Here is a 20,299-nt window from a genome sequence, read left to right on the forward strand (position 1 = left end):
AATAATCAAGGCACCTAGTGCCATCCTTACCGGTTTGGCGATGTTGCCTCTGTCACTGCTGAACAGAGCAGCGTACTTATCTTCAATGACTGACCAGGGAATCGAATCTGCTTTTTTGACCCAACGGTTTTCTGGGTTCATCGTAAGGCCCAATGGCTGATCGAAGTCATAAATGGTTAATTGCCGATTCGTCTGCTTTTTGTACATTTTCATCGCCTCTTTGTATCATTTTTGAAAAAAGTGCACGGGTTTTTGGTATTTCCCTCTGGAATCCATGCATCTATTATACCAAAAAACAGCTAAAAACGCTGTTGCGATAAGGTTTGTTAATTATTCAGTAGACATTATTTATGTTTACACTAAGCAAATGTTTTGTAATAATTTTTAGCCACTAAAAGTCAAATGGGTCGACTGCGCTTGATAAATGACAGAGATAAAACAAATGTTACAGATAGAAAAGTTGTTAAATCAAATGTTTTTGTTGCTTTTTGTATGAAGTTTGTGAAAAAAGACAGCAATGAAGCTGGTTGTTACAAATTGATTTTATATATTACGACAGCGTAATAATTGACTTATGTTTGTAAGATAAATAGTTGTTTGAGACAGTCACGTTAAGACGGAATAACAAAGAATGTATTTTTAACTTTGTCGGTTTGATTCATGATAGGATTGTCTCTGTTGAAAGAACTCCGATCGAGACCTGGATAAATACTTCATTTATCAAATAAAAAAGGTCATGAAGAGTATAAATTGCAATACGAAAACATTGCGAAGAGAAGAAAGGGAAAAAACACACATGAAAAACTTCAAATCTAGATTATTCGTAACGAGCGCAACTTTAGCAGCCATTGGTTTTATGGCAACAGCGAACCCTATACAAGCAAACGCAACAGAATATACTTCATCCACTTGGACAGCACGTACGGCAGATCAAATCAAAGCGGATATCCAAAACTTGGAAAGCGGCAGCAAATATACTTTCCAATGGGGCGACACTTTATCAGCAATTGCAGTAGCTACTGACGTATCAGTGAATGCCTTGGTTGATGTCAACAGCATCGGAAATGCAGATATGATTATCGCCGGTAACGCGATTGTATTGTCAGCTGATCATAAAATCGTGACTGTTGAACAAGACTCAGAAGTGAAGAGCTACGATATCAGCTCCGAAGAAGCAGTTGAAGTCGAAACACCAGTTGAAGCAGTTGAAGAAGTGCAGGCAGCTGCACCAGCTGAAGAAACATATGTTGAGCAAACTCCAGTAGCTCAAGCACCATCAACGACTTACCAAGCAAGCTACTTCTTGTATCAAGTAGTCCAAGCTGAAGCAGGCCCAAGCTACCAAGAAAAATTGAACGTTGCTTCTGTTATCATGAACCGTGTCGATTCCGGAATCTGGGGTGGTACGACAATCGATGCCGTGTTATATGCATCAGGTCAGTTCTCAGTAGTTGCTAACGGAGCTGCTGCAGCACAAGTGCCTTCTGCTGAAACAATTCAAGCAGTTAACGAAGTATTGAATGGTTACCGTTCAACATCGGAACAAAGCTTCCGCGCTTCAGGCGATGGCGTAACAAACGTGTTCTTCTAAAAAATATAAATAGCACCGATAGTACAAAGCAAAAAGCTGGACCCATTTTGGGTTCAGCTTTTTTGATGCGAGCGGATCCGTCCGGTAGGATTGCAGGATGTCCGATACCGGGAAAGAATCGGACATCCTGGAAACTATATACAAAAACGACCGTCTCTTCCGATACGGTCGTTTCTTTATAAAATGCACAATTAAATGTTGATGTTCAGGTTCACTGGGCTCAATTTCGAAACAAGACCGCGTAGGCGAGCGCCTGCGAGTTCTTTGATAGGCTCGACGACCTCTCTGATCGCGACATATTTGTCCACGTAAGTTACGACAAAACTTTCTTTGTAGCGCGGCAGGCCACAACGGCTTACCAAAAACATATGCTTAAGAATGATGTCGCGCTCCAAGGAGCTGATTTCAGTGATACGGCAAGCATTTTCACAAGCAATTTTTGGATGAGCATCGGCATGGGAACCGAGATTCAGCTGGGCGACAGCATCGCGGTCTTCATGGAAGAAGTCATGCAGCAAACCGGCACGTGCAGTAGCTCGAGCATCCAGCTTCCATTTTTTTGCAAGTTGGTAACTTTTATAGGATACGCGAATCGAATGCTCCAAACGATTGGTGAAGTGGTGGTGGGTAATGGTCTCCATATGCAATAATTCTTCGTGATAGATCAGATCTTCGACCAAAGCGACATATTCAGCATCATTTTTCCAATGGGATTGTTGCATCTGCATGCTTATTCTATCATCCTTTATGTAAGTAGTTGTATTTGTATTTGTATTTTTCATGATGCCCATACTATACACCCACAGTAGAAAAAAAGGAAGAGACTCGTTGTGTTTTTCTTCACTTTTACCAATTTTTAAAATGTTTGTCATTCTGCTGTCACATCCGCGTTTTTGAGAATGGGCGTGTACTTTTTGGGATTCCGGAGTAGAATAGGGAATATAAGATCAGGAAGGGGCGATGAATGTGGAGAAAGTGGAAGGACCTTTTTACCTATTGAATGATGACATCATCAAAAATGAGGACGACAGAAAACATCCGGAATTCGAAGGACGGACCGTATATGAATTCATCCGTGTCCAGGATGGGATTGCGATTTTTTTGGAGGATCATCTGGAACGTTTTTTCCGGTCCGCAGCTTATCTGGACCTGCCACTGCCTGCTACGGCAGAGTCCATCGAGGACCGCGTCTATCGCCTGATAGCTGCCAATCAGGTTGAGGAGCAGAACCTTAAGTTTATCCTTGGTAAAACGTCAGAAGGCGAGAGTGTGTTGTGGATTTTTTTCACCCAGAGCATTTATCCTTCAAAAAAATATTATGAAGAAGGCATCGCGACGAGCCTCTTCCGAATCGAAAGATTGGATCCGAACATCAAGCTTGTCCGATCTGATTACCAGAAAGCGGTACTGCAGGAGCGTGCCGACAAAGGGGTTTATGAACTTTTGCTGGTTGATGGAAATGAGCAGATCACCGAAGGCAGCCGCACGAATGTCTTTTTTGTGAAGGGTAACGAACTGTATACGCCTCCGGCACAAGCGGTATTGCTGGGAATCGTCCGTAAGAAAGTGTTCGAAATCTGTGCAAAACGACAAATACCGATCAATGAAACGGCAATTCCGGTGGAGTGGGTCAAGGAGGCTGAAGGTGCTTTCGTTTCCGGCACCGGCAATAATGTGTTGCCGATATCCAAAATCGGAGATCATTTGATTCCGACGATGGAGAATCCAGTTGTGCAGGCAATCATGGCAGATTATGCCGAACTGGTCAGGATGTATAAAGAAGAAAATAAACACTAAAAAAACATTGTTAACCACATTATGAAAAAGGTTGACAAACAGACGGCCTGCGTTTAAACTGAATACAGCATTGAGACCATCGCTTCGGTTCAAGCGGTGGTTTTTTAATCTTCTAAGTAAGAGAACGGGGGTAAAGGATGTCCACAAAAGAGAAAGTATTACAATATTTGGAGCAGCATAAAGGCGAAAGCATTTCCGGCCAAGACTTAGCTGATAAATTGGAAGTTTCCAGAACATCCGTGTGGAAAGCGGTCAATGGCCTGAAAAAAGAAGGTTATCAAATAGAAGCAACTACGAATAAAGGGTATCAGTTATCCATCGATACCGATCTGTTGTCTGAGGCGGCCATTGTGCCGTTGCTGTCGGAAGCGCTGAAAGGCCACCGAGTCATTGCACATAAAACAATCGATTCGACAAACCTCGAGGCCAAACGGATCGTCAACGAAGATCCGACTTTCGAAGGTGTGATTTTATCGGAAGAACAGACAAAGGGCAGAGGCCGTTTGGGAAGAGTTTTCTACTCACCGAGCGAATCAGGCCTGTACATGAGTTTGGTTTTGAGGCCGGTTGCTGATCTTGATAACGCCACCTTGATCACAACAGCCGCAGCCGTAGCCGTTTGCCAAGCGATCGAAACGCTGACGGGAAAAAAACCGCAGATAAAATGGGTGAACGACATCTTTCTGGATGGCAGGAAAGTCTGCGGCATCCTGACGGAAGGAATCATGGATATGGAATCGCGGACAATCGGAACGATCATTTTGGGAATCGGCTTGAACTTCCGGGAGCCTGAAACGGATTTTCCCGATGAGATCCAGTCGATCGCCGGCACGTTGTTCGATAAAAAAAATGCCGCGGTGACCCGGAATCAAATGGTCGCCGAAATCCTCAATCGCTTTTATCTACTTTATCCTGATTTGGTAAAACGTTCCTATCTGGACGAGTACCGCAAACGTTGTTTCGTCTTGGGTGAACAGGTGACTTTCCCGCAAGGAAACGAAACAATCGAAGCCAAAGCGATTGCAATCGACAATGACGGCGGGCTTGTGGTGGCATTGCCGAATGGGAAAACGAAAATCCTGACCTTTGGCGAAATCAGCATCAAAATCAAAAAAGAGAGAAGGAAAATAATATGAAATTATCAACAAGAGATTTGACTCAAATCAGCATATTCGCGGCTTTGACATTCGTCAGTGGTTTCCTGAGCATCCCTGTCGGCCCCGTTCCGATCACTTTGCAGACACTCATGGTACTGCTGACCGGCTTCTTCCTGCGTCCAAAAGCTGCCTTTTTTGCGCAACTGCTGCCTTTGCTATTGAAATTATTGCTTGGCGGATTCCAAGCCTTTTTGACTCCTAGTTTTGGGTTTGTGTTTGGATTTATTGCAGCTGCTACTTTGATTTCCTATCTCGTGCATAATAAAGAAGGAAGCTTTTTGAATTATGGCATTGCAGCCGTTGCCGGCACAATCGTCATGTACGCAATCGGTTTGCCTTACATGGCGATGATCCTGAATGTTGTCATGGGCAATCAATTCGACTTGGCTGCGATTTTCCAGATGGGCATGTTGCTTTTCATTCCGGGGGATATCGCTAAAGCTGTATTGGCGATCATTCTGGCGGATCGTTTAAAAGGGCATGTTCGTGCCTTCCAACACTGAATTTAGATTTTGAAAACATAAATAATTCAAGATAAAGCATCCAGACCGGTGTAGGAAGGGGTTGGATGCTTTTATTTCGAAAAATATCTCGAATTCGTGAATATATAACTTGAAATACATTCCGGGATGTGGCATAATGATATCAAGCTTACGAAATGTAAGAGAGGTGAGGGTGAGCCCTTCATTGAAAAACAAGTGCATGGAGGAAAATAATTGGGAAACACATCTATGATATCTCGTATTAGTAATGCTTTATTTGGAAATAAAAATACAAAAACAACAGATGAAAAGGGGAAAACAATTATGAAAATCGGAATTATCTCTGGAAGCGTACGTGAAGGAAGAAACTCAGCGGCAGTATCGGAATGGATCCATGAATTTGCCAAAAAACGCAATGATGGCGGCATCGAATACGAAATCGTAGCTTTAGCAGACTATGACTTGCCTTTGTTGGGCGCTAAATTACCAGAAGACCGTCAAGCGGCAGCAGGGGCAGCAATTCAAGCTTGGTCAGAAAAAATGGCTTCATTTGATGGATATGTATTTGTGACACCTGAATACAACCATGCAGTCGGTGGCGCTTTGAAAAATGCATTGGATTTCCTGAAACCTGAAGTTGCGGATAAAGCAGCCGGATTTGTTGGATACGGAAGTTTGGGCGGGGCCCGCGCACACGAAAATATGCGCGTCATCCTTGGCGAGTTGAGCGTAGCAACTGTGTACACAACAGTGAATTTCTCATTGATGACTGATTTCGAAAACATGAGCAATTTTGTGCCGAACGATTATCACGCAAGCAATGCAACCGCAATGTTCGATGAATTGATCAAATGGTCCGGAGCTTTGAAAACTATCCGTTAATGAGCGGTAAATATTGAAATGAATAGATGATTGTGATCGTCAGGGAGTCCTGGCGATCATTTCTTTTCGAAGACAGGATCCTTTTATATTTTCTCCATTGATTTTCTGAAAGTGAACACCTATACTGAAACGTACTGAGTTTGCAAGCAAGCATTCGAATCAAGTGATCAGCATACATGGGAAAACAATCGGAGGGGATTAAGTGGTTTTGTTGGGAAGTTTGGTCAACAGTGCGGCCATTATTTTGGGAGGCAGTATCGGTCTGGCTTTGAAGAAAGGTTTATCGGATAGGATTGCCAGCGCAGTGATGAACGCTTTGGCGTTATGTGTCCTTTACATAGGCGTGAGTGGCATCTTGAAGGGTGAAAATATTTTGATCACCATCCTATCGATGGTGTTTGGGACTTTGGTCGGCGAATGGATCGATCTGGATAAAAAAATCAATCAGTTGGGCGATGAAATAGAAAGCCGGGTATCTTCTGAAAATAAGGAACATTCTGTTTCTAATGGGTTCGTCACAGCAAGTCTATTGTTCTGTGTCGGCGCGATGGCGATTGTCGGAGCTCTGCAGAGCGGTTTGACCGGAAATCATGACACGTTATTTGCGAAGTCACTGATTGATGGCATCGCGGCCATCGTGATGGCATCCAGTCTAGGGATTGGGGTACTGCTTTCAGCAGGTCTGATCCTCGTTTATGAAGGCGGAATTACACTCTTTGCGAATGTCCTGGCGCCGCTTTTGACTGATTCTGTAATCAACGAAATGACCTGTGTCGGCTCATTGCTGATTGTTGGTCTGGCTTTGAACATGCTGAAATTGACGAATCTGAAAATTATGAATTATGCGCCTGCTGTTTTTTTTCCTATCCTTTTCGGATATTTTATGTAACGACAGAAAGAAGACGATCCCCAGCGGACGTCTTTTTTGATTAACGACTCCGTTGCCGTTATAATCGGTAGCAAAGAAAGTCAGCGAAAAGGGGACAGAACTATGTGCGGACGTTATGCGCTGGAAGCGACAAAGAGTGAATTATGGGAAAGGTACCTTTTGGGGGAAATGAAAGAGGATGTCGAAGAGCGCGCGGAAATATTTCCGACCAACTACACACCACTGATAATGCCGGGCAACGAGCTTGTTCACCACAAATGGGGGTTTGTTGAGCCTTTCGCTAAGCGTCCTCTGATCAATGCCCGAGCAGAGACAATACTCGAAAAGCCGACATTCAGCCAACCCTTTCGGACAGCGCGTTGTCTCGTGCCGGCGACTGCATTTTTTGAATGGGATAAAGTCGGCGATGAAAAGTTGAAACGAAAAATTGCCGTAGCAGATATCCCGATTTTTTCGATGGCCGGTATCCTCAAGACTTATCAGGATGAAAACGGAAATCCTTTTACTGTTTTCTCCATCATCACCACGGCCGCCAATGATCAGATGCGTGCTATCCACGATCGCATGCCTGTGATACTGGAACCTGAAGATGAAGCCTTCTATCTAGATCAGAAGGCTGATCCGAAATTGGTTTGGAAGTTGCTGAAACCTACAGAACAGCGCCTGCTGATCGAATGAGTAATCGTTAATTGTTTTTAAATGAGAATAAGCTCATCTTAATTTAATTTAATCGTTGACATCCTTATCTGATTCTTATAAACTGAAGGCAAATAACTAATGTGCTAGAAGGATTAATGCAAACGCAAACAAAGGTGCCGCAGTCCCATCATCAGAAAAGCCCATTTGGATAATTTTATCTGAATGGGTTTTTTCGTACTAGGGATAAGCGGTTGATTGCCTAAGAAGTTCTCGCACAAACTAAAAATAGGGGGAAATGAAATGATTGGAATGGATTGGAAAAAGAAAGTAGCGACAACATTGGCACTGACTTCTGCTTTATTGCTTGGTGCATGCGCCGGCGGTACAGAAGAAGCAACGGATTCTTCCGCAGCAAGTTCGACAGTTTCAGAAGATGCTGTGCATATCGGTATTCTGCAGATTCTTGAGCACGAGTCCTTATCGGCTGCCCGCACAGGGTTCTTGGAAGTGCTGGAGGAAGCTGGGTACGTCGAAGGCGACAACCTGGTCGTAGATTACCAGAATGCCCAGGGTGACCAAGCCAACCTGCAGAGTATGGCTGAGCGCTTAGCAGGCAATAATGACCTTATTTTATCGATATCGACCCCGGCTTCACAAGCGATAGCAAACGCAGAAAAAGAAAATGCAGTTCTGTTCACTGCCGTAACCGATCCAATCGATGCCGGACTGGTGGCAAGCGCGGAAGAACCGGGAGCGAACATCACCGGAACAAGCGACCAAGCACCAATGGACAAGCAGATTGAACTGTTGTTGTCGATTGTACCTACTGCAGAAACGGTAGGGATCATCTTTAACTCCAGTGAAATGAATTCCGTTGTCCAAAGTGAGCAAGCGAAAGCGTTGCTGGAAGCAGCAGGCGTGAACGTCGAAATCATGACCGTTACTTCGACAAACGATGTCCAACAAGTGATGGAATCGTTGGTACAAAAAGTGGACGCGATCTATATTCCGACAGACAATACCTTATCCAGCACAATGGCTACCGTTGGCCAAATCGCGATGGAAGCCAAAATCCCTGTCATTCCTGGCGCCACAGATATGGTGGAAGTTGGCGGATTGGCAACTTACGGAATCGACTTCAAGGAATTAGGGCGTCAGACAGGCGAAATGGCCTTGCAAATTTTGGAAGAAGGTAAACTTCCTTCCGAACTGCCGGTACAATTCCCTGAGACGCTGCAATTGGTCATCAATGAAGAGATGGCTGAGGCATTGGGAATTGATCCAGACAGCATCAAAATGCCAGAATAAGTTATCCATTAAAAACGAAGCTGCCTCACTAAAGTGTGGCAGCCTCGTTTTTTTGTGGCGTACCCGAGCGTATATTGTTCTGCTCCGGCGACGGAGGCCTCGCCGGAGTTGGTCTAACAATTAGAGTTGTCTCCTCCGATAAGGCCTCACTTATCGGAGGAGAGAAAGAAAGTTACCGGCGAACTCCGATGAGAAGGCCATCACCGGAGTTGAGGACACATTCTTCTGCGTTTCCACGCTGGCTTGAGCGACGTGTTACACGATTTTGTAAGCAAATAGCAAAAAGGGTTGACAAAAGAAGGTACATTGCATAAAATGAGAATACGATAATAAAACTTAATGAAAAATTAGAAGGCTACAAAAAAGGGAAGGAGGGGATCGTCATGGAAGATGCAAACGTATCAGCTAACGTAATCATGGGGACTACCCCTTCTTTCAACGGCTTATTATTATAGCAGGGCTTGGACACTGGAATATCAGTCGTTTGAGCCCTGCTTGGCATTGACAAATAATGGGGCTGAAGCGATTATTTATTGACCTTCGAAATGCATCCATTATTTGTGGATGCATTTTTTTTCGAAATTTACTCTTATGAATCTTTAATGAAACCAATAAACGAAAAATGAACCGGAGGAAAAGACCATGACCGAAAAACAGTACATTCAATTCTTTGATACGACTCTGCGCGATGGGGAACAGACACCTGGTGTGAACTTCAATACGAAGGAAAAAGTACAGATTGCCTTGCAGATGGAAAAATGGGGGATCGATGTTATCGAGGCGGGTTTCCCGATTTCTTCAGAAGGCGACTTCGAGGCGGTAAAAGCGATCGCCGGCGCTGTCAAAAACATGACAGTAGCAGGACTTGCGCGTTGCAACGAAAAAGACATCGATACAGCTTATGAAGCCTTGAAGGATGCGGCGGATCCACAAATCCATATTTTTATTGCAACGAGCCCTGTCCATATGGAATTCAAGCTGAAGATGAGCAAAGAAGAAGTGTTGGCGTCTGTTGGACACCATGTGGCATACGCCAAATCAAAATTCGAGAAAGTCCAGTTCTCTCCTGAGGATGCGACCAGAAGCGATTGGGATTTCTTGGTTGAAGTCGTCAATCTGGCTATCGAAAAGGGCGCAACGGTCATCAACATTCCTGATACCGTTGGCTATACCAATCCGACTGAATTCGGAAATCTGTTCAAATACCTGAAGCAAAATGTAACCCGCTTTGATGACGTCATCTTCTCCTCACATTGCCACGACGATTTGGGCATGGCAACGGCGAACGCTTTGGCTGCAGTCGAAAATGGCGCGCTTCGGGTAGAGGGCACCATCAACGGCATCGGAGAGCGTGCAGGAAATACGGCACTTGAGGAAGTTGCAGTTGCGCTCCACATCCGCAAAAATTATTATGAGAAAGAAATGGGTATGGTACTGAAGGAAACGAAGCGCACAAGCGATTTGGTCAGCCGCCTTTCCGGCATGCCGGTTCCGCGCAACAAAGCCGTCATCGGCGGTAATGCCTACGCACACGAGTCCGGGATCCATCAGGATGGTGTGCTGAAGAACCCGGAAACCTACGAAATCATCACACCGCAATTGGTCGGTGTGGAGCATAACTCATTGCCGCTTGGCAAGCTTTCCGGCCGTCACGCCTTTGTGGATCGGATTGCGCAAATGGGCTATGAAATCAGCGATCCCGCTGAAATCAAAATATTGTTCGCCCGCTTCAAAGAACTGGCTGACAAGAAGAAGAACGTGACCGAAGAGGACATCCATGCGCTGATGGTCGGTAAGTCGATCGAAGATGAATCGGCTTACGAGTTGAAACGACTGCAAGTGCAGTTTGTGAAAGATGGCATCCAAGCGGCGATCGTCGGCATCCAGGATAAGGGCAATAAAGAAGCGAAGATGCAGGATTCCGCAACCGGATCGGGAAGCATCGAAGCGATCTACAATACCATCAACCGCATTATGGAGCAAGAAATCATTCTGAAGGAATACAACATCGAAGCCATCACAGGCGGGAAAGATGCGCAAGCAGAAGTGCACGTGGTCGTGGAGGATGAGGACGGCAAGAGTTATAACGGAACAGGTATCGACTTCGACGTTCTGACGGCATCCGCGAAAGCGTACATCCAAGCCAGCGGAAAAGCAAAAAATAAACAGACAATAGAAAAAGTATCAGCACATTTCTGATGAGGGGGAAAAAGTAAGATGAATTATACGATTGCAGCATTGCCCGGAGATGGCATTGGACCAGAAATAATGGAAAGCGGCTTGACCTTGCTGGAAACGCTCGGCAAAAAATTTCAGCATGAATTCAACGTAACAGTTTACCCATTCGGAGGAGCCGGTATCGATGAAACCGGTGATCCGATTCCGCCACAAACAATCAAAGGCTGTTCAGAAGCTGATGCGATTCTTTTGGCCGCAATCGGCGGACCGAAATGGGAAAAAGCCGAGAAAACACCGGAAGATGGCCTTTTGCAATTGCGTAAGACATTGGGACTTTTCTCGAACATCCGCCCGATCGCAGTCAGCGACAGCATCGCCCACCTCTCCCCTTTGAAGACGGAGCGGGTAAAAGGCACAGACTTCATCGTGGTCCGTGAATTGACTGGCGGCCTGTACTTCGGCCAGCCGAAGCATTGGAACGATGAGGAAGCGACTGATACTTTATTCTATAAAAAGAGCGAAATCGATCGGATTGTCCGCCAGGCTTTTGACATCGCGATGACGCGCGGCAAAAAACTGACTTCCGTCGATAAAGCCAACGTATTGGCCAGCAGCAAATTATGGCGCAAAACCGTGAATGAAATCGCGACAGAATATCCGGAAGTGACCGTGGATCATTTGTATGTCGATGCGGCTTCGATGAAAATTATCCAAGATCCGACCTCATTCGATGTCATCGTGACGGAAAACATGTTCGGGGACATCCTGAGCGACGAAGCATCCGTCATCACAGGCTCACTGGGGATGTTGCCTTCCGGAAGCCATGCGGTATCCGGTCCTTCGTTATATGAACCGATCCATGGATCCGCACCGGATATCGCCGGTAAAAACATCGCCAACCCGATGTCGATGATCCTATCCGTAGCCATGATGCTGCGCCAAAGCTTCCAGCTGCATGAAGAGGCTGCTGCGCTTGAAAAAGCGGCCTCCGAGGTGATGGATGCCGGGTTCCTGACGGCCGATCTGGGCGGCACGACGACAACGACAGCATTTACTGAACAAGTGAAAGCCATTTTGGAAAAGTGAAGGGGAGTAGATAGTATGAGCAGAACGCTTTTTGATAAACTATGGGACAGACACGTCATTACAGGACCAGAAGGTGAACCACAATTGTTGTACGTGGACCTGCACCTGATCCATGAAGTCACTTCGCCACAAGGCTTTGATGGCTTGCGCGAAACCAACCGCCCAGTCCGACGTCCTGACAAAACGATCGCAACGGTCGACCATAATGTGCCGACGGAAGACATCTACAATATTAAAGACCTGATTTCTAAGAAACAGATTGAAGCGCTGCAAAAGAATTGCGCAGAATTCAACATTCCATTAATGGATATCGGAACAGCCAATCAAGGGATTGTGCACATGGTAGGACCTGAATTGGGCGCAACCCAACCTGGTAAGATTGTCGTCTGCGGAGATTCACATACGGCTACGCATGGGGCCTTCGGAGCGATGGCATTCGGTATCGGCAGCTCGGAAGTGGAGCATGTTTTTGCAACGCAATCAATCTGGCAGAAAAAACCGAAATCGATGGGCGTAAAAATCACCGGCAAATTGCCTGCGGGCGTCTACGCGAAAGATATCATCCTACATTTGATTGCGACTTACGGAGCAGCCTTCGGAAGTGGTTATGCGATTGAATTCTACGGAGATACAGTGGAAGCCTTGACGATGGAAGAACGGATGACAATCTGTAATATGTCCATCGAGTTCGGTGCAAAAATCGGCATGATGGCACCGGACCAGACTACTTACGATTACTTGCGCGGTCGCCGTTATGCACCGGAAAACATGGAGAAAGCCATTGCCGATTGGGAGACGCTGAAGAGCGATCCGGATGCTGTCTATGACACTGACATCGCTATCGATGTTTCCGACTTGGCTCCTTATGTAACTTGGGGAACCAATCCAGGTATGGGCGTGCAATTCGGAGAAAAATTCCCGGAAATCCAGGACAAAAATGATGAGCGTGCCTATAACTACATGGATCTGAAACCTGGTCAAACGGCGGAAGATATTCCATTGGGCTTTGTCTTCATCGGATCTTGTACGAATGCCCGCCTGTCCGATCTGATCGAAGCGGCGAAGTATGTCAAAGGCGGAAAAGTGCCTGCCCATATCCAAGCGATGGTTGTGCCGGGCAGCCGGACCGTCCGCGATGCAGCCGCCGAGTTGGGATTGGACAAAATCTTCATCGATGCGGGATTTGAATGGCGCGAGCCAGGATGCTCGGCTTGCTTGGGGATGAACCCGGATAAAGTGCCTGCTGGCGTACACTGTGCTTCGACTTCCAACCGTAACTTTGAAGGCCGTCAAGGTAAAGGTTCGCGGACGCACTTGGTCAGCCCGGCAATGGCAGGAGCTGCCGCAGTGAACGGTAAATTTGTGGATATCAGAAAGGAAGCAGTGACTTATGGAGCCAATTAAAGTACATAACGGTAAGACCGTTGCTTTGATGAACAACAACATCGATACTGACCAAATCATTCCGAAAGTATTCCTGAAACGGATCGAAAAAACGGGTTTCGGCGCTTTTGTCTTCGATGAATGGCGCTTCTTGAAAAATGGCGATCCGAATCCGGAGTTCCCTTTGAACGATGATGACCGTCAAGAAGCGACAATCCTCGTAACGGGAGATAATTTCGGCTGCGGCTCTTCCCGTGAACATGCCGCTTGGGCATTGAAGGATTACCGTTTCCGAGTCATCATCGCCGGCAGTTACAGCGATATCTTCTATATGAATTCCTTGAAGAATGGTCTGTTGCTGATCGAGTTGCCGCAAGAGCAACGTGATGCGTTGGCGCAATTGCCGGCGGATGAAACCATCCAGATCGACTTGCCGAATCAAGTGGTCAGAACCAGCACAGCCGAGTATCCGTTCGCCATCGATCCGACTTGGAAGCATAAATTGGAAAACGGCATCGACGACATCACCGAAACAATGGCCTATAAAGATGAGATTGATGCGTACGAAGCAAAATGGGACAATATATACGCATAGATAGAAAAGTGAAACGGATTCGTTCAGCCCTGAAAGAAATTTAGGAAATCGGACCGACTGAGCATCGTAGAGCGCAATAGACCCGATTTATCTAATTTCCGAAGGGCTAATCCGTGGAACTAGCCATCATTATTGGTGCGGGGAACACTTTGGGAGTACTTCAAACACCTAGGGTGATGCATTTTAAATTTTTTAAAATTGTAATAGGATAAGCGGGAAATTTCCTTCAAATGGAGGGAATTTCTCGCTTGTTTTTTTGAAGTGTTGTAAGATGGAGTTGCGCCAAGGGCTATCAGATATGACGATATGTTGTCGTTGTCGCTAAAAAAACATTATCCTATACTGCTTTGTGTTATAATATCTTGTCTGTCGTTAAGCCCCTATTTGAGGATATCTGCAGAAAAAGGCCCGCAGGATGGATGAATGAATTTTCCCTACAGGAGGAATGAATAAGATGAGTAGAGCTTTAATTATTGGTGCCGGTGGCGTTTCCAACGTCGTATGCCATAAATGTGCCCAAAATTCAGAAGTGTTCGAAGAATTTATGATTGCCAGTCGTACCAAGTCAAAATGCGATGAAATCAAAGATCGGATCGAAAGCGGCATTTATGCTGGGCGTTCAAAAATAACGACTGCCCAAGTGGATGCGAACAATGTTCCTGAATTAGTGGCGCTGATCAATGAATACAAACCGGATATCGTGATTAATGTGGCTTTGCCATACCAAGACTTGACCATCATGGATGCCTGTCTTGAAACAAAAACTGATTATGTCGACACAGCGAACTATGAACCGGAAGATACAGCTAAATTTGAATACAAATGGCAATGGGATTACCGCGAGCGTTTCGAAAAAGCCGGCATCACCGCGTTGTTGGGATCAGGCTTTGACCCGGGCGTAACAAGCGTATTCTCTGCCTATGCCCAAAAACATCATTTCGATGAAATCCATACGATCGATATCCTGGACTGCAACGGCGGCGATCATGGTTATCCTTTCGCAACCAACTTCAATCCGGAGATCAACATCCGCGAAGTGACCGCAAACGGAAGCTATTGGGAAGATGGTAAATGGATCGAAACGGAACCGATGGAAATCAAACGCGAATACAATTTCGATCAGGTCGGCAAGAAGGACATGTATTTGCTGCACCACGAAGAAATCGAATCTTTGGCTTTGAACATCAAAGGCATCAAACGCATCCGTTTCTTCATGACATTCGGCGAAAGCTACCTGACGCATTTGAAAGTGTTGGAGAATGTGGGCATGACTTCCATCGAGCCGATCGAATTCGAAGGCAAACAAATCGTGCCGCTACAATTCCTGAAAGCCGTATTGCCTGATCCAGCTTCATTGGGACCGCGCACAAAAGGAAAAACGAACATCGGTAACATCTTCACCGGAATCAAAGACGGAAAAGAGAAGACATACTACATCTACAACGTCTGCGACCATGAAGAATGCTACAAAGAAGTCGGCTCGCAAGCCGTCTCCTACACAACCGGTGTCCCAGCGATGATCGGGGCAGCTATGGTCTTGACCGGACAGTGGAAAAAACCAGGTGTGTACAATATCGAAGAATTCAATCCGGATCCATTCATGGAAGCATTGAACGTCTACGGCTTGCCTTGGCAAGAGGACTTCAATCCTACCTTGGTCGACTAGGAGGTACGGATGGACACAACAATCGATTTTCAATCCTTGCCGACACCCAGCTATGTGGTGGATGAAACTTTATTGCGCCGCAATCTGGAAATCCTGAAATCGGTCAAGGATCAGACAGGTTGCAAGATCTTGTTGGCTCAAAAGGCTTTTTCAATGTATCATTTCTACCCTTTAATCGCCGAGTATCTGGACGGCACGACCGCCAGCTCCGTCCACGAAGCGCAACTGGGTTTTGAGGAATTCGGCAAAGAGACGCATGTTTTTGCGCCGGCTTTCAAGAAGGAAGAAATGGAGGCGCTGCTCCCGATCGTGGATCACATCGTCTTCAATTCACCTAACCAAGTGAGGCTGTATGCCGAAATGGTCAAGAACAGCCCGCGTCCGATCGAAATTGGCTTGCGCGTCAATCCAGAACTTTCGACGCAGGATCATGCGCTGTATGACCCGGCCAGCCCGTTTTCGCGTTTGGGAACGACAGCCGTCAATTTCGATGAAAGCCAAGTCGAACTGTTGGACGGTCTGCATTTCCACACCCTTTGCGAACAAGGTTCCGATGCTTTGGAAGCGACTTTGGTCGCATTCGAGGAAAAATTCGGGAAATATCTGCACGGAATGAAATGGGTGAACTTCGGCGGTGGACACCATATCACCAAAGAAGGTTACGACATCGCCAAATTGGTGAAAATCGTCAACTACATCAAAGAGAAATATGCTGTGCAGGTCTATCTTGAGCCTGGTGAAGCGATCGCATTGAATGCAGGCTTCCTTGTCGCGAGTGTGCTCGAGACGACCTACAACCAGATGAATCTGGCCATCCTGGATACATCCGCGACTTGCCACATGCCGGACGTGTTGGAAATGCCCTACCGTCCGTTCATCATCGGTTCCGGTGAAGCCGGTGAGAAAGCGCACACGTACCGTTTAGGTGGACAGACTTGCTTAGCAGGGGACGTCATTGGGGACTATTCCTTCGATGAGCCGCTTCAGCCCGGCAATCGCCTGATTTTCACGGATATGGCCATCTATTCGATGGTCAAGAACACGACCTTCAACGGCATCCAGCTGCCGGCCATCGCAGCCCATACGGTCAAAGACGGCACGAAAGTCATCAAGACCTTCGGATACGAAGATTTCAAATCACGACTGTAGAATTTTGAATAGTGGAGCTGTCTCTGATGAGACAGCTTTTTTGCTGTTCTCCGGCGTGGGGCGCTTGGCCGGAGTTGAGGACCACATTCTGATGGTCTCCTCCTGTGGGCAGAAGCCTCCTCGGAGAAGAGACCAACTATTACCATTCTGCTCCGGCGAAAGAAGCCTCGCCGGAGGAACGGGACATTTTGCTCTGTAGTTTTCCAGCGAAAATATGCATATCCATAAAAAAAATAGGAATAAGAAAAATTTGCCTCAAGTGACAAAGACGATAGGGTCCGGTATAATCAAATTGTCGAATATTGCGAAAAATCCTTCGGAAAAGGGGAACAAAATGAGAAAAGAAACGTTTGTGATGTCGTTGGCTGTGCTGGGATTATGGGGGTGCGCGGATGAAGCGGATACGGTTCCTGAAGTTGCATCCGTGGACACCGCTTCTGAACAAAATGATACAGTTTCCGAAAACGAGGAGGAAAAAGTCATTTCCTTCATCGGAGTCGGGGATAATCTGATCCATGATTCCATTTTCCGGGATGCGGAATTGCCGGACGGAACCTATGACTTCAAGTTCATCTACGAAAATGTGGCAGAGGATATTGAAGAGGCGGATATCGCTTTTCTGAATCAAGAAACGATCAGCGCGGGGGGAGATTATCCTTATTCGGGCTACCCAGCGTTCAATACGCCGCCCGAAATCGCCCAGGATATGAAAGACCTAGGCTTTGATTTGGTCAACGGCGCAACGAACCATGCCTTGGATTATGATTACCCAGGCGCCCTCAATTCCCTGGCAGTATGGAATGAAGTGGAGGATGTCATCTACACAGGTATTTATGAGAGTCAAGCGGATCGGGATGAAATCCGGACAATCGAAAGAGAAGGCGTCACGTTCGCTTTTTTGACCTATACTTACGGCACGAACGGTATTGAGCCGGACACCTCTTATCGGGTAGCCTATTTTGACGAAGAGCAGATTCGCCAGGATGTTGCCAATGCCAAAAGCGTCAGCGATGCTGTCATCGTTTCGGCGCACTGGGGTGACGAAAATACGCAGGAAGTCAACGAGATGCAACGTACTTATGCACAATTGTTTGCAGATCTGGAGGTCGATGTCGTCATCGGCACCCACCCACACATTCTGCAACCGATTGAGTGGGTGACCGGCGTAAATCAAAATAAAACCCTTGTGGTCTATTCTCTAGGGAATTTTATTGCCCACTCGTTGACGGATTATAATACGCTCGGAGGCATGGTGACTTTTGATTTTGTCATTGCTGATGATGAGACGATGAGTATCGAAAACGTCCAATTCGAGCCTACTGTTTCGCACTATGTGGCAGATCCGGGAAATGTTGAGAACTCACGGCGGGATTTTAAAATTTATAAGTTGGAAAATTACTCGGAAGAGTTAGCCTTGGAGCATGGGTTGAACGGTTATGAGGACCTGGAAATAACGCCGAATAATTATCTTTCCCTCGTGAAGAACGTCATTCCTGCAGAAATGTTGGAATAACCAAAGAAATACAGTAAACGTTCCTTACTTATATCCGAATCCTGAATTGTTCAAACAGAATTATTTTTGGAAATTTTTTGTGTAAAACCATGTGAACGTGGCAGCATCCTTGCTTAGGGCACCTATTTCGCCGTTACAGTTATCCTTTGTGAAACCACCCAAATGGTGTTAAGATGGTGATGAAAACGATAACATTTTTTCGTGAAGCAAGGGGGATGCGCGATGGACAAGAAAATTAATCAACTGATTGAAATCGCTGAATTTGCGATGGAGGCGAACGATTATGCTCATGCTGAAAAAAAGTACATCAACGCCTTATATTTAATGGATAATCCTAAATCGGAAGAATATCAAAAAGTCGTAAACAAGCTGGCGAAGTGCTATGCCGCCCAGAAAAATTTTGCTGGAGCCAAAGAGTGTCTTGAAGAGCTATTGTTTTACGCTAAAAAAAATAAAGATCTGAAGAAAGAATCAGAGTATCTGCATGCCTTGGCGGTGAATACCCGGTGCATGAAAGAATACGATTTGGCAGCATTGATGTGTGAAGAAGAAATCACTTTCCGATTGACACATTTTCCCGATGATTACAGTGGGTTGGCCCGCAGTTACTATGAGGCGGCTTTGCTGTCTTTGTTGCAGCGGAATCCGATGAAAGGCAAAATGAATCTTGATAAGGCGAAACAGTACGCTGATAAATCCGAAGACGAGGAATGTCAAGCCGGCATCATGCGCGGACTGGGTGATTATCATTTCACCCTAAATGAATTGGAAAGGGCCAGAGATTCTTATCTGGAAAGCCATGCCTTATATATGAAAACTAAAAATGAAGGGGCGGCTGATGAATTACTGGCAAGGCTGAAGCGTCTTGAAGACAGAGGGTGAATAGCGTAAGATGTCAATTTTGATTGTTCCTACCCATTCTTATAACGAAAAAAGCAACCTATCTCCAGGTTGCTTGCCTTTTCTATAAAATCGATAAAATATCTGAAGGTGTCTTGAAGATGTGATCGGCATCGAATCCTTCTGCCGTATGCGATCCCCATTCTGCCAATCCGAATGCAACAGCGGCATTGCGTGCGCATTGGTTGTCGTAAATGGAATCCCCGATGTAGATGGCTTCATTTTCGGAAACGCCTAATCTGCGCAAACATTCCGTCAAAGGTTGTCCGGAAGGCTTGTGTTCTTCAGTATCGCTTGATGTAATGATGACGTCAAAATAGTCATCCAAACCGTATGGTGTGATGTTCAGCTCGTAACTCTCTTTTGTCTTTGAAGTGACAATGCCCAGGAGATGATTGTTTTCCTTTAAATAGCGCAGCGTATCTTCCATCCCGGCAAAGATACTCACGCTGTCCGCATAAGTTTTCGACTGCGCACTCCACTTCGGATGCAGATCCGCAGCTTGTTCGGGTGTGAAGCCCAAATGCTGCAAACCTTCCATCCCCGGTATGCCGAATATTGTACGCATGTCTTCTTGTGTGGCAGGTCTGCCGGCGTGTTCCTGAAGGATATCGTCCAGACCTCTGAAAATGGAATCTTCAGTATCAACGATTGTACCGTCGACATCAAAAATAAATGTATGAATCATATGTGCAACTCCCTTGAAATATTTCTTGTTATTATAGCATATATAGGTTGAATTAAATACTTTACATCCGCACGCACAGTCGGTCAATCACCTCAAGGGGACGCCCGTTCACATCGGCTAAGAAACCGCGGACCGCCTGTTTGATTTTCTGGACGTGGTCAAAAAAAACATTGTTGATGACCGATTCCTTGAGCCACTTCCATACGCCTTCCATTAGGTTCAACTGAGGGCTGTAGGGAGGGAGGAAGATGAGTGCCAGGCGCCCAGCGTTTTCTTCAAGAAAAGACTGGATCAGCTTGGCGTGGTGGATACGGGCATTATCCAATACCATCACGATTTTTCCGGTGGGGTATTCCCGCAACGTCCGCTCCAGAAAACGGAGGAAGGCCGCTGCGT

19 protein-coding genes and 1 pseudogene are annotated in these 20,299 nt (G+C 46.0%); 16 read left to right on the forward strand and 4 right to left on the reverse strand.

The features are described from left to right. Nucleotides 1-207, reverse strand: a pseudogene (locus tag BMZ71_RS11695) (IS5/IS1182 family transposase); the annotation flags it as partial. 589 nt (nucleotides 208-796) lie between these two features. On the opposite strand from BMZ71_RS11695, the gene BMZ71_RS11700 reads away from it, so the two are divergent. Beyond that, nucleotides 797-1,591: a cell wall hydrolase gene (locus BMZ71_RS11700; RefSeq protein ID WP_177187604.1), complete on the forward strand. Its 795-nt coding sequence runs from the start codon at nucleotides 797-799 to the stop codon at nucleotides 1,589-1,591. A gap of 191 nt (nucleotides 1,592-1,782) precedes the next feature. Here the strand turns inward: BMZ71_RS11700 and BMZ71_RS11705 are convergent, their stop codons facing one another. Next, entirely contained in the window at nucleotides 1,783-2,313 is a 531-nt protein-coding gene (locus BMZ71_RS11705; RefSeq protein WP_068559317.1) for an HD domain-containing protein, read from the reverse strand. Nucleotides 2,314-2,557: 244 nt separating this feature from the next. Between BMZ71_RS11705 and BMZ71_RS11710 the strand changes: the two genes are divergently transcribed. The 15 genes from BMZ71_RS11710 (at nucleotide 2,558) to BMZ71_RS11780 (ending at nucleotide 19,197) form a co-directional block, all read left to right on the forward strand. Beyond that, complete coding sequence (locus BMZ71_RS11710; protein ID WP_177187605.1) at nucleotides 2,558-3,388, forward strand: aminotransferase class IV; 831 nt, start codon at nucleotides 2,558-2,560, stop codon at nucleotides 3,386-3,388. Between the two features lie 137 nt (nucleotides 3,389-3,525). After that, the gene (locus tag BMZ71_RS11715; protein WP_086988365.1) at nucleotides 3,526-4,524 is read left to right on the forward strand and encodes a biotin--[acetyl-CoA-carboxylase] ligase; all 999 of its coding nucleotides are present in this window, start codon (nucleotides 3,526-3,528) and stop codon (nucleotides 4,522-4,524) included. Continuing rightward, a complete protein-coding gene (locus tag BMZ71_RS11720; protein WP_086988364.1) occupies nucleotides 4,521-5,048 on the forward strand; it encodes a biotin transporter BioY in 528 nt (175 codons plus the stop codon). Before BMZ71_RS11715 ends, BMZ71_RS11720 begins: the two co-directional genes overlap by 4 nt. Before the next feature lie 303 nt (nucleotides 5,049-5,351). After that, nucleotides 5,352-5,909: an NADPH-dependent FMN reductase gene (locus BMZ71_RS11725; RefSeq protein WP_245734430.1), complete on the forward strand. Its 558-nt coding sequence runs from the start codon at nucleotides 5,352-5,354 to the stop codon at nucleotides 5,907-5,909. A 202-nt stretch (nucleotides 5,910-6,111) separates the two neighbouring features. Then, the gene (locus tag BMZ71_RS11730) at nucleotides 6,112-6,798 is read left to right on the forward strand and encodes a DUF554 domain-containing protein (RefSeq protein ID WP_218142815.1); all 687 of its coding nucleotides are present in this window, start codon (nucleotides 6,112-6,114) and stop codon (nucleotides 6,796-6,798) included. Between the two features lie 102 nt (nucleotides 6,799-6,900). Beyond that, nucleotides 6,901-7,476 carry an SOS response-associated peptidase gene (locus BMZ71_RS11735; protein WP_086988363.1) on the forward strand — a complete coding sequence of 192 codons (576 nt, stop codon included), beginning with the start codon at nucleotides 6,901-6,903 and terminating at the stop codon, nucleotides 7,474-7,476. A gap of 270 nt (nucleotides 7,477-7,746) precedes the next feature. Further along, nucleotides 7,747-8,745 carry an ABC transporter substrate-binding protein gene (locus BMZ71_RS11740; RefSeq protein WP_086988375.1) on the forward strand — a complete coding sequence of 333 codons (999 nt, stop codon included), beginning with the start codon at nucleotides 7,747-7,749 and terminating at the stop codon, nucleotides 8,743-8,745. A gap of 642 nt (nucleotides 8,746-9,387) precedes the next feature. Further along, the gene (locus BMZ71_RS11745; protein ID WP_086988362.1) at nucleotides 9,388-10,944 is read left to right on the forward strand and encodes a 2-isopropylmalate synthase; all 1,557 of its coding nucleotides are present in this window, start codon (nucleotides 9,388-9,390) and stop codon (nucleotides 10,942-10,944) included. Nucleotides 10,945-10,962: 18 nt separating this feature from the next. After that, nucleotides 10,963-12,009 carry a 3-isopropylmalate dehydrogenase gene (gene leuB, locus BMZ71_RS11750; protein ID WP_086988361.1) on the forward strand — a complete coding sequence of 349 codons (1,047 nt, stop codon included), beginning with the start codon at nucleotides 10,963-10,965 and terminating at the stop codon, nucleotides 12,007-12,009. Nucleotides 12,010-12,024: 15 nt separating this feature from the next. After that, nucleotides 12,025-13,413: a 3-isopropylmalate dehydratase large subunit gene (gene leuC, locus BMZ71_RS11755; RefSeq protein WP_086988360.1), complete on the forward strand. Its 1,389-nt coding sequence runs from the start codon at nucleotides 12,025-12,027 to the stop codon at nucleotides 13,411-13,413. Then, on the forward strand, nucleotides 13,400-13,987 hold the full coding sequence (gene leuD / locus BMZ71_RS11760) for a 3-isopropylmalate dehydratase small subunit (RefSeq protein ID WP_086988359.1): 588 nt from the start codon (nucleotides 13,400-13,402) through the stop codon (nucleotides 13,985-13,987). Before leuC ends, leuD begins: the two co-directional genes overlap by 14 nt. A 454-nt stretch (nucleotides 13,988-14,441) precedes the next feature. Then, nucleotides 14,442-15,653, forward strand: coding sequence for a saccharopine dehydrogenase family protein (locus BMZ71_RS11765; RefSeq protein WP_086988358.1), 1,212 nt, complete (start codon nucleotides 14,442-14,444; stop codon nucleotides 15,651-15,653). A gap of 21 nt (nucleotides 15,654-15,674) precedes the next feature. Next, nucleotides 15,675-16,802: a carboxynorspermidine decarboxylase gene (gene nspC / locus BMZ71_RS11770; RefSeq protein ID WP_218142816.1), complete on the forward strand. Its 1,128-nt coding sequence runs from the start codon at nucleotides 15,675-15,677 to the stop codon at nucleotides 16,800-16,802. Nucleotides 16,803-17,136: 334 nt separating this feature from the next. After that, entirely contained in the window at nucleotides 17,137-18,315 is a 1,179-nt protein-coding gene (locus BMZ71_RS11775) for a CapA family protein (RefSeq protein WP_086988374.1), read from the forward strand. Nucleotides 18,316-18,537: 222 nt separating this feature from the next. Next, nucleotides 18,538-19,197, forward strand: a complete 660-nt coding sequence (locus BMZ71_RS11780; protein WP_086988356.1) for a tetratricopeptide repeat protein — start codon at nucleotides 18,538-18,540, stop codon at nucleotides 19,195-19,197. 82 nt (nucleotides 19,198-19,279) lie between these two features. Here BMZ71_RS11780 and BMZ71_RS11785 read toward each other — a convergent pair whose 3' ends face one another. Both BMZ71_RS11785 and BMZ71_RS11790 read right to left on the reverse strand, forming a co-directional pair. Continuing rightward, complete coding sequence (locus tag BMZ71_RS11785) at nucleotides 19,280-19,903, reverse strand: HAD family hydrolase (protein WP_086988355.1); 624 nt, start codon at nucleotides 19,901-19,903, stop codon at nucleotides 19,280-19,282. Between the two features lie 61 nt (nucleotides 19,904-19,964). Beyond that, the coding region (locus tag BMZ71_RS11790) for a transposase (protein WP_143071435.1) at nucleotides 19,965-20,299 on the reverse strand (335 nt) is incomplete at its 5' end.

This window comes from Trichococcus flocculiformis, assembly GCF_900113645.1.
Taxonomy (GTDB): Bacteria; Bacillota; Bacilli; order Lactobacillales; family Aerococcaceae; genus Trichococcus; species Trichococcus flocculiformis.

What these genes read in the sequence shown, in the direction of transcription:
- BMZ71_RS11700 (WP_177187604.1), top strand. Translation starts at nt 797, where the DNA reads ATGAAAAACTTCAAATCTAGATTATTCGTAACGAGCGCAACTTTAGCA.
- BMZ71_RS11745 (WP_086988362.1), top strand. Translation starts at nt 9,388, where the DNA reads ATGACCGAAAAACAGTACATTCAATTCTTTGATACGACTCTGCGCGAT.
- BMZ71_RS11740 (WP_086988375.1), top strand. Translation starts at nt 7,747, where the DNA reads ATGGATTGGAAAAAGAAAGTAGCGACAACATTGGCACTGACTTCTGCT.
- leuD (WP_086988359.1), top strand. Translation starts at nt 13,400, where the DNA reads ATGGAGCCAATTAAAGTACATAACGGTAAGACCGTTGCTTTGATGAAC.
- leuB (WP_086988361.1), top strand. Translation starts at nt 10,963, where the DNA reads ATGAATTATACGATTGCAGCATTGCCCGGAGATGGCATTGGACCAGAA.
- BMZ71_RS11735 (WP_086988363.1), top strand. Translation starts at nt 6,901, where the DNA reads ATGTGCGGACGTTATGCGCTGGAAGCGACAAAGAGTGAATTATGGGAA.
- BMZ71_RS11785 (WP_086988355.1), bottom strand. Translation starts at nt 19,903, where the DNA reads ATGATTCATACATTTATTTTTGATGTCGACGGTACAATCGTTGATACT.
- leuC (WP_086988360.1), top strand. Translation starts at nt 12,025, where the DNA reads ATGAGCAGAACGCTTTTTGATAAACTATGGGACAGACACGTCATTACA.
- BMZ71_RS11720 (WP_086988364.1), top strand. Translation starts at nt 4,521, where the DNA reads ATGAAATTATCAACAAGAGATTTGACTCAAATCAGCATATTCGCGGCT.
- BMZ71_RS11775 (WP_086988374.1), top strand. Translation starts at nt 17,137, where the DNA reads ATGAGAAAAGAAACGTTTGTGATGTCGTTGGCTGTGCTGGGATTATGG.
- BMZ71_RS11780 (WP_086988356.1), top strand. Translation starts at nt 18,538, where the DNA reads ATGGACAAGAAAATTAATCAACTGATTGAAATCGCTGAATTTGCGATG.
- BMZ71_RS11765 (WP_086988358.1), top strand. Translation starts at nt 14,442, where the DNA reads ATGAGTAGAGCTTTAATTATTGGTGCCGGTGGCGTTTCCAACGTCGTA.
- BMZ71_RS11725 (WP_245734430.1), top strand. Translation starts at nt 5,352, where the DNA reads ATGAAAATCGGAATTATCTCTGGAAGCGTACGTGAAGGAAGAAACTCA.
- BMZ71_RS11715 (WP_086988365.1), top strand. Translation starts at nt 3,526, where the DNA reads ATGTCCACAAAAGAGAAAGTATTACAATATTTGGAGCAGCATAAAGGC.
- BMZ71_RS11705 (WP_068559317.1), bottom strand. Translation starts at nt 2,313, where the DNA reads ATGCAACAATCCCATTGGAAAAATGATGCTGAATATGTCGCTTTGGTC.